At 74.7% G+C, this 13239-nt stretch carries 9 protein-coding genes; 1 reads left to right on the forward strand and 8 read right to left on the reverse strand.

The window, feature by feature from the left end; all coding sequences use genetic code 11:
- Positions 1–181: 181 nt before the first annotated feature.
- Positions 182–2269, forward strand: a complete 2088-nt coding sequence (locus ACFYWL_RS23400) for a HelD family protein (protein WP_386976177.1) — start codon at positions 182–184, stop codon at positions 2267–2269.
- A 19-nt stretch (positions 2270–2288) separates the two neighbouring features.
- On the opposite strand, the gene ACFYWL_RS23405 is transcribed toward ACFYWL_RS23400, so the two are convergent.
- The 8 genes from ACFYWL_RS23405 to ACFYWL_RS23440 all read right to left on the reverse strand — a co-directional run bounded on the left by ACFYWL_RS23405 (position 2289) and on the right by ACFYWL_RS23440 (position 13214).
- Positions 2289–2591 (reverse strand): YbaB/EbfC family nucleoid-associated protein, encoded by a 303-nt coding sequence (locus ACFYWL_RS23405; protein WP_386976180.1) that lies wholly within the window; start codon positions 2589–2591, stop codon positions 2289–2291.
- Complete coding sequence (eccB, locus tag ACFYWL_RS23410) at positions 2581–3966, reverse strand: type VII secretion protein EccB (RefSeq protein ID WP_386976183.1); 1386 nt, start codon at positions 3964–3966, stop codon at positions 2581–2583. The genes ACFYWL_RS23405 and eccB overlap by 11 nt, the downstream gene beginning before the upstream one ends.
- Positions 3967–3974: 8 nt before the next feature.
- Entirely contained in the window at positions 3975–5384 is a 1410-nt protein-coding gene (gene eccD, locus ACFYWL_RS23415; protein WP_386976186.1) for a type VII secretion integral membrane protein EccD, read from the reverse strand.
- Position 5385: 1 nt separating this feature from the next.
- Positions 5386–9354: a type VII secretion protein EccCa gene (eccCa, locus tag ACFYWL_RS23420; RefSeq protein WP_386976189.1), complete on the reverse strand. Its 3969-nt coding sequence runs from the start codon at positions 9352–9354 to the stop codon at positions 5386–5388.
- A 25-nt stretch (positions 9355–9379) separates the two neighbouring features.
- A complete protein-coding gene (locus ACFYWL_RS23425) occupies positions 9380–9718 on the reverse strand; it encodes a hypothetical protein (RefSeq protein WP_386976192.1) in 339 nt (112 codons plus the stop codon).
- The gene (locus ACFYWL_RS23430) at positions 9711–11984 is read right to left on the reverse strand and encodes a hypothetical protein (protein ID WP_386976195.1); all 2274 of its coding nucleotides are present in this window, start codon (positions 11982–11984) and stop codon (positions 9711–9713) included. The genes ACFYWL_RS23425 and ACFYWL_RS23430 overlap by 8 nt, the downstream gene beginning before the upstream one ends.
- A 54-nt stretch (positions 11985–12038) precedes the next feature.
- Complete coding sequence (locus ACFYWL_RS23435) at positions 12039–12827, reverse strand: hypothetical protein (RefSeq protein ID WP_386976198.1); 789 nt, start codon at positions 12825–12827, stop codon at positions 12039–12041.
- Positions 12828–12911: 84 nt separating this feature from the next.
- Positions 12912–13214, reverse strand: a complete 303-nt coding sequence (locus tag ACFYWL_RS23440; RefSeq protein WP_074478818.1) for a WXG100 family type VII secretion target — start codon at positions 13212–13214, stop codon at positions 12912–12914.
- Positions 13215–13239: the final 25 nt, after the last annotated feature.

Genomic DNA, 13239 nt, shown 5'->3' on the forward strand with positions numbered 1-13239 from the left:
TCAAGCCGCCCGAATCGTCCGGGATGCCGATCTTCCGTCCCCGACCGACGCATAGTCTCGACCCGGCCGCGCGCCCGTCCGGGCGCGCGGGACGCGGCCCCGCGCGCCTGTCGACCCGGCCCGCGTCGAAGGGCTCGGCCAGGGCCCGCGGGGGCAGACGCACGCAGGGAACGGTGGCACCGTGTCGGAAGCAGCGCAGCAGATCGCCGTCGAACAGCAGGTGGTCGACCGGGTGTACGCGCGCCTGGAGGTCATGCGAGAGCAGACGAGGCAACTGGACGCGGAGGGACACCGCCGCGCCGGCTCCGGGCCGGTCACCGGCCTGGTCGAGCGCGACGCCATGGTCCTGCGCGCCGCCGCCAGGCTGGCGGAGCTCGACGGCCAGGAGGAGGGCGTCGTCTTCGGCCGGCTGGACTTCGACGACGGCTACACCTACCGCATCGGCCGGCTCGGCGTGCGCGACGAGGACCGGGAGCCGCTCGTGGTCGACTGGCGCGCGCCCGCCGCGGCGCCGTTCTACCGCGCCACCCCGGGCGAGCCGCTCGGCGTGGCACGCCGCCGCGTCATCACCTGCGCGGGCCCCCGGGTCGTCGGCCTCGACGACGAGGTCCTCACCACGCGCGAGGTCGACGGCGTGGTCGGCGAGGGAGCCCTGCTCACGTCGCTGACCAGGGCGCGCGGCGCACACATGCGCGACATCGTCGCGACGATCCAACGCGAGCAGGACGAGGCGATCCGCGCGCCCGCGCACGGCGTCACCGTGATCACCGGCGGCCCGGGCACCGGCAAGACGCAGGTGGCCCTGCACCGAGCGGCCTACCTGCTCTACACCGACCGGGGCAGGTACACCGACGGGCGGGTGCTGGTGGTCGGCCCGTCGACGGTGTTCACGGAGTACATCGGGAAGGTGCTGCCCGGGCTCGGCGAGGACAGCGTCCACCTGCGCGCGATCGGTGAGCTGTTCGACGGCGTCGTCGCCACCCGGCGGGACCCCGCCGCCGTGGCCCGCGCCAAGGGCGACCTGAAGATGGTGCGGGTGCTGGCCGACCTGGCCTGGGACACCCCGCCGAACGCGCCGGACCACCTGCGCGGCCTCACCGCCGACGACCTGGCGAAGGCCCGCGTCGAGATCCGGCGCAGGTGCGAGGCCAGGGGCGTCACCGTCAACGGCGCGCGGGGCGAGGCCGCGCGGGTGCTCACGGAGCTGCTGGGCGGCGGGGAGGCGCCGGACGCCTTCCTGAACGCCTGGTGGCCGCCGCTGACCCCGCAGGACGTCCTGCCCGCGCAGGACGGGCAGTGGTCCGTCGACGACGTGCCGCTGCTCGACGAGCTGGCCGAGATCCTGGGCAGGCCGCCGGAGCCGACCCGGGCCAGGCCCGAGTGGCAGCTTCGTGAGCTGCACAGCGGCGCACGCCTCGCCGAGACATTCGTGCTGAGCTGGAGCCTCAACGACGGCTGGCAGCTCTTCGCCCCCGGCCTGGCCACGCCGATGGCGCTGTCCGGCCAGTCCATCGACCACAACGGCTACTGGGCGGCGCAGCGCTGGGCCGCCGCGATCATCCTGCGCGAGGGCCACCAGGTGGTGAGCTGGGTCGACGGCTTCGACCCGTACGGCGAGGAGGGCTTCGTGCCGGTGCTGGCCGAGCCGCTGCCGGTGGCCGAGACCGAGGATCCCGTCGACGACGCCTACCTGCACGTCATCCTCGACGAGGCGCAGGACCTGTCGCCGATGGAGTGCCGGATGATCGCCCGCCGCGCCGCGCACGCCTCGATGACCATCGTGGGCGACCTCGGCCAGGCCACCCACCCGTTGGCCGCCGGTTCCTGGGAGGATCTGGTGCGGCGGCTGGGCAAGCGCGGGGCCCGGACGCTCGACCTGCCCACCGGCTACCGGGTGCCGCAGGTCATCGCCGATTTCGCCGCCCGCGCCCTCGCGCCGGGGATCGCGCCGACCCGGTCCTTCCGGCCCGGCGGCAGCCTGGAGATCCGCCGGGTCGACGACCTGGCCGAGGCGGTCGCCGGCGAGACGGGCACGGTCGTCGCCCCCGACCACCTCGCCGCCGCCCTGGACGCCGTCCCGGTCAGCCAGGTCAAGGGCCTGGAGTACGACCGCGTGGTGCTGGTGGAGCCGGCCGACATCGTCGCCGCCGAGCCCCGCGGGATGAGCCGCCTCTACGTCGCCCTCACCCGGGCCGTCGCGGAGCTGGTCGTCCTGCACACCAAGCCGCTGCCGGAGAACCTCACGGGCGGCGGGCCGGGGGCCGGCTGACCCCGGCCCGCCGGGCCGCTCAGAAGACGGACATGAACTCGATCGGCCCCATCCTGGCCGACGCGAGGCGGCGGACCGACTCCGCCCCGTCCCGCACCGCCGCCACGAACAGCTCCTCCAGGCGGCGGGCGTCGCCCTCGGCGAACACCGCCGCGTCGACGTGCACCTGCCGCAGCTCCCCCAGCCCGGACAGGGTCACCGTCACCAGTCCCCCGCCGGCCCGGCCCGTCACCGACGTGCGGGCCAGCTCCTCCTGTGCGCTGGCCATCCGCTGCCGCAGCCGCTCGGCGCGGTCCAGCACGGCCCTGACCTCAGCCTGCACGCTCGTCTCCTCCGGGTTGTCGGGTGATCTGCTGCGCCGCCGCGGCCCGGCTCAGCCGGGGACCCTGCGGCAACGCCGCCAACAGCTCGCGGGGAAACGGGACGGGCGGTCGTCCGCCGAGTCCGAGCGCCGCCACCGCCTGCGCGTCGGCGAGCGGGAACACGACGCCGCCGTCGCAGATCAGGGCCATCTCGGCCGGGCCCGTCCCGTCGCCCGGTGCGGCGGCGACGAGCATGCCGGAGGCGGGTCGGGCGTGCACGAAGCCCCGCCCGCGGGCGTCGATCGCGGACTGCTCGCGCGGGGCCAGGACGACCGTGCTGGCGTACGTGCCGGCCGAGGCGGGCTGCTGCCGTAGGCACAGCACCCGGCCGCCCGGGTCCTGCCACCCGGCCGCCGACAGGTCGGGCAGCCGGGACAGCAGCGAGCGGTCCGCCGACCTGGGGGCCGCGGCCAGCGTGGCGGTGTCCAGCTCGACCGCGGCCCCGGCCGACCCCGCCTCCAGGAACAGGGCCTCGGTGCGGTTCACCGGGGCGAGGCCGTCGGCGCGCAGCACGAAGTAGCGCCGCTCGCCGGAGGCCAACTCCTGCCGGTACAGGCTGCCGATCGGGCGGCTGCGGCCACCGACCCGCGGGCCCGCCGCGCCGGCCCCCGCGATGACGGCCGCCCGCAGCGCCGGGCCGTCCGGGAGCCAGTCGAGCCACCGCTGCGGCGCCCGGACGGGTCGGGCGTCGAGCGCGCCGAGCGCGACCGGGACCGCGTCGTCGAGCACCCGGTGCTTCGCGCCGGCGTGGATCAGGAACCGCGCTCCGTCCGGCCCCCGCACCAGCAGGAACCGCCCGGCGGGCAGCGGCTCCGCGACCGCGCGTGGGTCGAGGTTGACGCCGAGGGACTCGCCCGGGGCGTCGACGACCGAGCCGGGCAGGCAGGCCAGCCACGGACCGGTGGTCAGCTCGGCCGGCGACGGCACGAGCTGCGGGGCGTCCGCGATCCCCAGGGCCGGGCCGCGCGGGACGTCCCGCAGCGAGTTGCGGGAGATCAGCTTGACCTTCGCCTGACCGCCCTGCAACAGCATCGCCGAGGCCAGGTTCGGGGTGGGGTGCAGCACCCCGTCGAGGTAGACGTACCGCGTGCCGGACTCCTTCTCGACGAGGATCGCGCCCTTCTCCCGGAAGGCCGCGCTGCCGCCCGGGACGATCCAGCCGTAGACGCCGAACCCGGCCGCGACGAGCACCGCGATCAGGATGCCGAAGCCGAGACCGGTCAGGGCCCGCCGGGCCGGGAAGACCGCCGTGCCGGGGTCGCCGAGCACGAGGGCGCAGCTGAGGCGGTCCATCATGAACTGGTACGCGTGGACGTGGTCCCGCTGGGTCTGCATCCCCGCCCCTAGCCGAACAGGCCCCGGGCCCAGGCGTAGCCGCCCAGGACGTGCGTCAGCAACGGAAGCACCGCCAGCCCGGTCGTGACGTCGAGGAACGTCGCCAGGTACTCCCAGATCGGGAGCATCCGGCGGGGCCACGGCCGGATCGCCGCGAACACCAGCGCCACGACGAGGCAGGCCAGCGCGACGAGCAGCCCCAGCCGCGCCACCGGCGTCGCCCGCGCGGCGAACATCGTGACCACCAACAGCAGCCCGGATCCTCCGGCGGCCACCAGTGCCACCCGCTGCCACAGGCCCGTGAACGTCCGGGCCCGCAGCAGGACCGCAGCGGCCAGGACCGTCACGAGGGTCCAGCCGACCCAGCCCGGGGCCGCCATGACGAACAGGAGCAGCACCGGCAGCAGCAGCGCCGCGACGACCATCGTCACGGTCAGGTAGGTGTCGGCCAGGTAGGTGCGGTCCCGTACCTCGTCCGAGGGCGCAGGCTCGATGTCGACGCTCATGTCGGCGCCCGTCTTGGGCAGCTGCGGCCCCCGCAGCCCGGACATCCGGATCGCCGCCCTGGGCGCCAGCACCACGGCGACGACCACCGCCGTGGCCGCCACCGCCGCGGCCCGCTCGGCGCTCATGCCCATCGTGGCGTGCAGCGAGATGACGCAGACCACGACCAGCGCGGCGACGATCACCACGAGGAACGGGGCGAGCGGCAGCGCGGGGGCGACCGTACGCTGGGCGAGGATCAACAGCACGGCCACGGCGGTGGCGGCGACCGCGGCGGCGCTGCCGGCCTCCGGCGTGACCGCGATCCGCTCCGGCGCGCCGTCGACGGCCGCGGCGGCGGCCAGCGCCGCGAACGCCGTGGACGCCACGGCGAACACCAGCGACAGCGCCGCGTCGGCCATCCGCCTGGCGATCCGCAGGGCGGCGGCGCCGCACCCGACGGCCAGCACGGCGGTGCCGCCCACCTGGGCCGGCAGCGGTCCGCGCGCCACCGACGCGTACCCGAGCACGCCGAGCGCCACGGCGGCGAGCGCGAGGAAGAGCCGGCGGCGGTGGTGCGGCTGCCAGCGGTCGGCGCGGCGGTTGACGCTGGTGGCGATCCCGTCGGCCAGGTCGTCGAAGTCCAGCTCCGGCAGCGGGTCCTCGGCCGGGCGCAGCACGAGCTCCTCGCCCTCCAGCCAGTCGAGGCTCTCCGGCGTGCCCGCCAGGTCGAACGGGGCCTCACCGACCCGCTGCAACACCCACCCGGTCTCGCCGGACGCGCCCGCAGCGGGTGGGCCCGCCGTCGCCGTGTGCCGCAACAGGATCGGCAGCAGCGTCGCGACCGGGGTGCCCGACGGCACGGCCAGGTCCACCTTCCGCCGGGGGCCGGTCACGCTGATCCGGCACAGGTCGTTGTCCAGTGTGCTGCTCACGTCATCTCCCGGTGGTCACGAAGCCGGTCTGGACCAGGCGTACGCCGCGCCGGGTCACCAGTTGGGCGCGGCCGGCCGGCAACTGCCGCGGCGCGGCCTCGCCGAGGAACCGGCCCTCCTCCTTGGGGTAGGAGAACAACAGGGCGGGGCTGCCGAGCTCCCACAGCCGGCGGATGACCGGGTCCATCATCGCCCGCATCGCCCCGGACGTGCTCCGGGCGACGATCAGGTGCAGGCCGATGTAGGCGCCCTGGGCCAGCAGCGGCAGCAGCGGGTCGAGGGCCGAGCCGACGCCGACGCCCCTGGTCATCAGGTCGTAGTCGTCGACGACGACGAACAGCTCCGGGCCCTGCCACCAGTCCCGCCGGCGCATCCGCTCCGACGAGACGTCCGGGCCCGGGATGCGGCGGCTCATCGACACCGCCGCCTGGCCGGCCAGCTCGAACAGCTTGTCGCCGGTGAGGCCGGTGCCGACCTGGTACTCGGCCGGCAGGGCGGTGTCCAGGTCCCGCCGGGTGTCGCCCAGCACGACCTTCGCCTCGTCCGGACGGTAGCGGCGGCGGACCGCGTCCAGCACCAGGCGCAGCGCGTTGGACTTCCCGGTCTCGGCGTCGCCGAACACCAGCAGGTGGGGGGTGGTCAGGAAGTCGTGCCACACCGGGGCGAGGCGCTGCTCGTCGCGGCCCACGCACACCCTGAACTCGGGCTCCGGCGGCGGCAGCTGGGCGGCGGGCAGCCGGGTGGGCAGCAGCCGCACCTCGGGGGCGAGGCGACCCGGCCAGAACACCCGGATCTCCTCGGTCACCGCCTTGGTGGCCTCCGCCAGGTCGTCGACCGCCGAGCTGCCGTCCATCCGGGGCAGCGCGGTCAGGAAGTGCAGGCCGTCCGCGGTGATGCCGCGCCCCGGCTGGTTCGGCACGGTGGCCGCCTTGCGCGAGCCCACCTCCGACTCCATCGAGTCGCCGAGGCGCAGCTCGACCTTCGTGCCCAGCAGGTCCCGCAGCCAGGTGCGCAGCTCCGACCAGCGGGTCGCGGTGACGACGAGGTGGATGCCGAACGACAGGCCACGGGAGGCGAGCTCGCCGATCCGCTGCTCCAGGTCGGGGTAGTCCTGTTTCACGGTGTACCAGCCGTCGACGACGAGGAACACGTGCCCGAACGGATCGTCGATCGCGCCCGCCGCCCGGTGCGCCAGGTACGTGGCTACCGAGTCGATGCCCCGCTCGACGAACTCGGCCTCCCGCCGCTCCAGGACCTGCCGGACCTCCTCGACGGTGCGGACCACCCGGTCGCGTTCCAGCCGGGTCGCGACGGAGCCGACGTGCGGCAGCCCGGCCACCGCCGCGAGACCGCCGCCGCTGAAGTCCAGGCCGTAGATCTGCACCTCCTCGGGGGTGTGGGTCACCGCCAGCGACAGGATCAGGGTGCGCAGCAGGGTCGACTTGCCGCTCTGCGGCGCACCGGCGACGCCGACGTGCCCGTCGGCGCCGGACAGGTCCGCGACGAACAGCTCGCGGAGCTGGTCCTGCGGCCGGTCGACGATCCCGACCGGCACCCGCAGGCGTCCACGCAGCGCCGGGTCCCCGACGGTCGCGCCCCGCGCCGGGTCGGGAACGACGCTGGGCAGCAGCGTGTCCAGGCTCGGCGGGTCGGACAGCGGCGGCAGCCACACCTGGCGGGCCGGCGGGCCCGACCCCGCCAGCCGGCCGACGAGGACGTCGACGAGGCTGGGACCGGTGGCCTCCTCGTCGGGTCCCGCCCCGTCCGCCGGCCCGGCCGCCGGGGCGTCCGTCCGCGCCGGGTCGTGCCGGACGCGGACCTGCCGGGTGCCGAACAGGACGACGTCGGCGGGCTCCCGTGCCTGCCGGCCGGGCTCGTCCACGGCCGGCCGCCCGCCGGTGTACGGGCCGGACACGTACGCCGACTTGAACCGGACCAGGTTGCTGGTGTCGACCTTCAGGTAGCCGTTGCCCGGCTCGGACGGCAGCTCGTAGGCGGAGCCGACGCCGATGACGGCGCGGGACTCCATGGTGGAGAACGTCCGCAGGGCCAGCCGGTAGGACAGGTGTCCCTCGACCCGGTTGATCCGGCCCTCGTCGAGCCGCTGCGAGGCGAGCAGCAGGTGGACGCCGAGGCTGCGGCCCAACCGGCCGATGGAGACGAAGAGGTCCATGAACTCGCTCTTGCTGGACAGCAGCTCGCTGAACTCGTCGACGACGACGAGCAGCACCGGGAACGGCACGAGCGGGGCGCCCGCCGCGCGGGCCTTCTCGTAGTCGAACAGCGACGCGTGGCCGCTGGCCCGCAGCACCTCCTGCCGCCGCGTCAGCTCGCCGTTGAGCGCGTCCTGCATCCGGTCGACCAGGGGCAGCTCGTCGGCCAGGTTGGTGATGACCGCCGAGGTGTGTGGCAGGCGTTCCATGCCGAGGAACGTCGCGCCGCCCTTGAAGTCCACCAGGACGAGGTTGAGGATCTCGGAGGAGTGGGTGGCGGCGAGCGCGCAGACCAGGGTACGCAGCAGCTCGCTCTTGCCCGAGCCGGTGGCGCCGATGAGCAGCCCGTGCGGGCCCATGCCGCCCTGGGCGGACTCCTTCAGGTCGAGCTCGATGACCTCGCCGTCGGCGGTGACCCCGATCGGCACGGCGAGCCGGGAACGTTGCGGCTGCCGGCCGCGCCACGACGCCTGCACGTCGAAGGTGTGCGCGTCGCGGATGCCGAGCAGGGTGGTCAGGTCGAAGCTCGACTCCAGCGGCTTCTCGACCGCTTCGAGGGTGCCGCTGGTCCGCTTCGGCGCGATGACGCGGGCCAGCGCCTCGGCCGGCACCACGCCGAGACCGTCGCGCTCGGCCGACCGCGTCTCGTCGCCGGCGGGGAAGACGACCTCGGTGTCCCGCACGTCGAGCCGGAGCACCCTCGGCCCGCCGGGCAGGGCCCCGGTCAGGTCGAGCAGCACGACGTTGCGCAGCCCCGCCCCGTACAGCCGGGAGCTGTCCGGAAGCCGCACCAGGTGCGCCAGGATGACGACGAACGGCTCGGCCGAGCTGGGCCGGGCCGTCTGGTCGTGGTCCCCGCGATCGATCACCTCCTGCCCGAGCAGGTCCATCAGCTCGTCGTGGCCGGCGGCGAAGAGCCGCGCCGGGCCGGCGGCGTCGTGCGCGGTGGGGTGCGCGTTGTGCGGCAGCCACTTGATCCAGTCCCATTCGGCGCGGTGCTCCTCGGCGGCCAGCACCGCGATCCGCAGCTCGTCGGGAGCGTGGAACGTGGCGAGCTGGGCGAGCATCGCCCGCGCCAGTTCGGCCGCCGGGCCGCTCTCGCCCTCGAACTCGACGCTGGTGAAGGCGCGCAGGCCGACGGCGATCGGCACGCCCGACACCGTGCGGTACGCCTCGGAGAAGCGGCGCAGGGAGATCGACGAGAGGGGTTCGAGGTCCTCGATCGGTTTGGTGGTCGGTGGCAGGAACCGCATCATCGCGTTCTGCCGGCCGAGGCCGATCCGCACCTTGCCGAAGTCGTCGTGGCTCGGGCGGCGCTCCCAGAGGCGGCTGCTCATCGCCACCGACCAGAGCGTCTCCGGCTGGGGGTTGTCCCACAGCACGGCCTGGCGGTGCTGGTTGGCGGCCTTGCGGGCCTGCCTGCGGAGCTGGGTGACGTAGCGCAGGAAGTCCCGCCGTTCGCCGCGCATCTTGCGCTTGCGGTCGGCGGCGGCCCGGCCGATCTGGACCAGGCCCATGAACAGCATCCCGGCGGCCATCGCGCCGCCCATCACATACAGGATGGGGGTCCGGTTGAACAGGCCGAACATCATCATCATGCCGCCCATGCCCAGGCCCATCGGGACCATCATGGCGAACGACCGGAAGTCCAGCGGGGCCTCCTCCGCCATCAGCGGGGGCTCCTGGAGCTCGACCTCCCCGTCCGGGGCCTCCGGCCCGGCGGCACGCGGCGGCCGCTTGACGGTGATCGTGTTCACGTGCGCCCTCCTCGGATCCGGCTGCTCATCCGCCGCCCCAGGCGTCGTCCTCCCGCAGCAGCGTGACCGCGTACCGCGTGTCCTTCTCGGTGCCCTTCGCCGGCTCCTCGCCCATGGGGTCGTCGGCGGCGTCGGCCGGGCCGGTGGCGGGCCGACGTCCGGCGCGGGCGCGCGCGGCGCGGGCGCGCTCCCCGGCCTCCGCCTCGGCGCGGGCCCGCCGCTCCGCCTCGGCCCGGGCGCGCAGCTCGGCCCGCTGGGCCGCGGTGTAGTCCGGCCCGCCGCAGCGGGGCGGCTGTTCCTCGGCGAGCGGGGCGCCCCGCCGGTCCCACCGCCAGGTGCGCACCGGTTCCGGCCGGCTACCCATCCGTCCTCCGGTCCGCCCGGTTCGGGTCGGCAGCCGGCAGGTCCGCGCCGGCCAGCCACCATCGTTCGCCCGGCGCGTCCCAGGCGCTGGTGTCCTCGGGCTCGCCGGTCGGGCGTACCACCGGCACCCGGTCCTCAGCCGGCGCGTCGTCGGCGGCGGCCCAGCTCGTCGGGGCCTCGGTCAACAGCTCGGCGGCCTCGGGCCGCTCGGCCCTCTCCCGCTCCCCGGGCCCGGGCACCGAACCGACCGGCGCTGCCGCCCACACCGGCCGCACCGGCGCGGCGGGGCCGCCCGGTGGGTCGCCGGCGCGCTCCGGGCCGGGGGCACCCTGCGGCTCGGGGGTGCCCTTCGGGCCGGGCTCACGCCGCGGCTCGGGGGCACGCTGCGGGCCGGCGGCCCGCGACGGCACGGGCAGCGGCACCGGCACCGGCAGGTCCTGGTGCCAGTCCGGTTCGGGGTCGAGCAGTTCGGCGGCGTCCGGCCGCTCCGGTGCGGCACGCTCGTCGGGATCGGCCGGTGCGGCCGGCGGCAGCACCGGCGGCAGGCCGGATCCCCCGGGCGGCGCGCCCTGCGGGGCGTCCGGCGCGTCGACGCCGTCCGGCACCGGAGGCTGCCACGTCTGCGGCTCCCCCTCGACCAGGCCGGACGCGTCCGGACGCTCGGGCGCGCCGCCCCCCGCGCCACCGGGCGCACCCGACGGCGGCGGCAGGAACGGGGGCGCCCCGGAGGTGCCGTCCGGCCTGCCGCCGCCGGTCGCGTCGGGCGGATCCACGCCGCCGAGCGCCGGCGGGGCGAGCCCACCGGGCCCGTCCACGCCGGGCGGGCCGACCGTCGGCGGAGCGTCGACGTCCGGCGTCTCGAAGCCCGGGAGCCCGCCGCCGTCCTGGCCTCCGGGCACACCGCCGCCGCGGGGCGGCGGCGTGCCGGTCGGCGGCGACGTGCCGCCGGGCCGGTCCACGCGCGGCGGGGGCGTGGTCACCGGCGGCGTGCCGCCGGGCGGTCGCGGGGAGCCGACCGGCAGGGGCGTCGGCGGCTTCGTCGGCGGCGGCGTGACCACCGGAGGGGACGTCACCGGCGGCGTCACCACCGGAGACGTCAACGACGGCTTCGTCGGCGGCGGCGTCACGACCGGGGATCTCGACGGCGGCCTCGTCGCGGGCGGCGTCACCACGGGCGCGGACGTCGACAACGGCGGCCTCGTCGGCGGCGGCGTCACCACCGGGGACGTCAACGACGGCTTCGTCACCGGCGGCGTCACCACCGGGGACGTCAACGACGGCTTCGTCACCGGCGGCGTCACCACCGGGGACGTCAACGACGGCTTCGTCACCGGCGGCGTGACCGGCGGCTTCGTGGTCGTCGGCGGCGGCTTGGTCGTGGTGGGCGGCGGCGTGACGGTCGGCGGCTTCGTGGGCGGCGGCTTCGTGGTCGTCGGCGGCGGCTTCGTCGTGGTGGTGGGCGGCGGCTTCGTCGTGGTCGTCGGCGGCGGCTTCGTCGTGGTGGTGGATGGCGGCGTCGTCGTGGGCCTGGTCGTGGTCGTCGGCGGCGTCGTCTGGAAGCTCTGGCTCGGGGTCGGGGGGACCACCCGGCCGTACGTGAGCTGGTACTGACCGGCGAGCGTGTCCACCACCTCGAACATCTGGGCGGTCATCGGCTTGACGTACTCGGTGGAGCTGATCGCGACGAGCCCGGTGTCGGTCACCCCCGCGCCGTTCGCCTTGGCGATCTCCGCCCAGCCGACGTCGATCGTCTCCATGGCGTTCTGCGCCCAGGCGAGGTAGTTGGCGCTGTTCCAGAGCTGGTCGGGGACCGATCCGACGCCCCCGCTGCCGCCCCCGCCGGCGATCCGTTCGGCGTTGGCCCCGAGGTAGTCGGCGAACAGCTGCATCTTGGCGAGGAACGCCTCGGCGGCCACTCCCGCCCACGCCCGGTCCTCGCCCGCGATCGCGTGCGCCTGGTCGTAGATGAACGACTCCAGCCAGGACAACAACTCGTACGCGTACTGGAAGGCGCCATAGGCGTCGGCGAGGGACTGGGCGTCGACGATGCCAGTGGCGATCGCCGTCTTCTCCGCCCCGGAGAGGGCGGTGGCCGACACCCCGACGACCGATGCCTTCAGCTTCTTCCACTGCGGCGGGTCGCTGTTGGCCCAGTCGAAGTAGTCGTTGAGGTCCTTGGCGGTGGCCGCCGTGCTGCCGAAGACGGCGTCCGGATCGATGTTCGGACGCTTCCAGTCGGCATCGGGGTCGGAGTTGTTGTCCGCCACGGTTCATCCTCGATCCATCTGAAGTACGACCGGCTGGCGACAGCCGGCTCTCCCCTACGGCTGGGCGGGGGCGCCCTCGTCGTCGCCGTCGCCACCGGTCGAGCCGCCCGGCACGCCCGAGCTGCTGTTGCCGTAGTCCTTGAACATGCCGATCTTGGACCAGGTGTCCCGCATGGCGTTGTCGAACGTGGCGGCGGTCAACTTGTTGAGTTCCTCGGCGCTCTCGTATTCCCGCAGCATCGCGCGCAGGTTCCTGGCGAGGCCGACGAGCGCCTGGTCGACCGCGTTGAGGAACCCGATGGTGTCGCCCTTGAGGCCGTAGTTGGTGGTGGAACCGCTGGGTCCGGTGATCACCTCCCGCAGGGCGACGGCGTGACCGAAGGTGCCCGGTTTGATGTCCAGCGCCGACAGTTTCCGCACCGCCTGGCTGAGCGAGCCGTCCTCGGTGATGCTCTCTATCTGCCGGCAGAAGTATTCGATGGCCGCCGAGCTGATGACGACCTCGCCCCGGTCGCCCGACCTTCCGTGCACGCCCGTCGGCGGCTCGAAGTCGATGGGCGGCTTGTCCGTGTAGTGGCGCTGCGGATCGTAGTCCCCCGGATCGGGGGCCGGATTCTCGACGAGCTTCTCCCACTTGTCCTGCGGGAGGATCTCGTCCCGGTAGTACACCCAGATGCTGGTCTCGTACAGGGTGTACTCGTTGTCCATGAAGTTGTCTGCGGCGTCCTCCCGCATCCGCACCATGGTGTCGAAAGCCCAGCCCGGATAGCGGTCGCCGTCGAAACGGTCGAGCAGCCCCAGGCTCTTGATGGCTTCGTCGTTCGGCGTGCTGTAGTCGACCATCTGACCTCCAGAACACGATGACCAGGAATGCCGCCGGTCGGGTGGACGTCGAGGCCGCCGCCGCGCAGCAGCCCCGACGCGCGGTCACCCGCCCCGGACGTCGTTCCAGATCTTCGCCGCGTTCTGTTCGGTGGTGCCGTAGTTGTCCGCGATGCTGAGCAGCGTCTGCCGCGCCGAATCCAGCGCGACCGTCATCTGGGCAGCCGCCGCGTTCCAGGCCGCCTTCGACACCTGGTACTGCTCCTGCGCCGCGCCGGTCCATTCGGCGAGCGTCCGCTCGACGCTGCCCTCCATCTCGGCCAGCGCGGAGGTGATGCGCCCGTTGATCCCGTTCATGTCGGTGAGCGTGGCGTCGGCCTGGGTGAAGCTGAAACGGTAGTTCGACATCGATCAGGTCCTTTCTCGGTGGTGT

It is taken from the genome of Micromonospora sp. NPDC002575, assembly GCF_042889525.1.
Taxonomy (GTDB): Bacteria; Actinomycetota; Actinomycetes; order Mycobacteriales; family Micromonosporaceae; genus Micromonospora; species Micromonospora carbonacea.